Origin of the sequence: Vibrio sp. D431a, from assembly GCF_030248655.1 — a bacterium.
Classification (GTDB): Bacteria; Pseudomonadota; Gammaproteobacteria; order Enterobacterales; family Vibrionaceae; genus Vibrio; species Vibrio alginolyticus.
This window is the reverse complement of the sequence record NZ_JAHGAP010000046.1, coordinates 1-567: the sequence shown is the minus strand read 5'-3', so window position 1 is coordinate 567 and position 567 is coordinate 1. Positions and strand designations below refer to the sequence as shown.

The 567-nt window shown below is 42.0% G+C and carries 1 protein-coding gene; it reads right to left on the bottom strand.

What is annotated here, in order from left to right:
- Positions 1 to 26: 26 nt before the first annotated feature.
- Positions 27 to 476, bottom strand: a complete 450-nt coding sequence (locus tag KJB35_RS26305; protein ID WP_238842959.1) for a GNAT family N-acetyltransferase — start codon at positions 474 to 476, stop codon at positions 27 to 29.
- Between the last annotated feature and the right edge of the window lie 91 nt (positions 477 to 567).

The following is a 567-nucleotide window of genomic DNA, read 5'->3' as shown; positions in this document are numbered from 1 at the left end:
TCTTGAACAGTTTGTTATGAGCGTATTCAGGTGACAGTCTTACTATATTGATATGACTGACTAGAACCATAATCGATCAACTTTGCTTTTCGGAAACCATTTTTCTCGTAAAATCGCTGTGCGGCAGTGCTGAATGTTGGTGTTTCCAGCTCTATAACGGTTCCAGGGCGAGCTATATCTAAAAGAAAATCGAGGGCAAATGTACCAACCCCCATATCTTGATGAGTTGGTGCAACAAAAAGCCTTAATAGCTTGAGGCTGTCCTGCTCCACTGAAAAGTAAAACCCACCAACAACACTGTTTTTATGCTTAATCACATAATATGAGTAGCGCTTCATTGCCTTGAGTTGATACTCATAGTCATCATAGCCAGGTGGAGCTGAGCCGCAGAGCTTTTGATCTGTGGAGAATGCTGAGACCTGAATATCTAGAAGAGCTTCAATGTCACTTTTACTCGCTTTTTCAATCGAATTCATTGATAAACCTCTTAGCTCATAACGCCCTGTTAAGGTGTGAGCAACGCAATACCGATGCTGCCGCATACCGCTTTAATCACTTAAACCAACG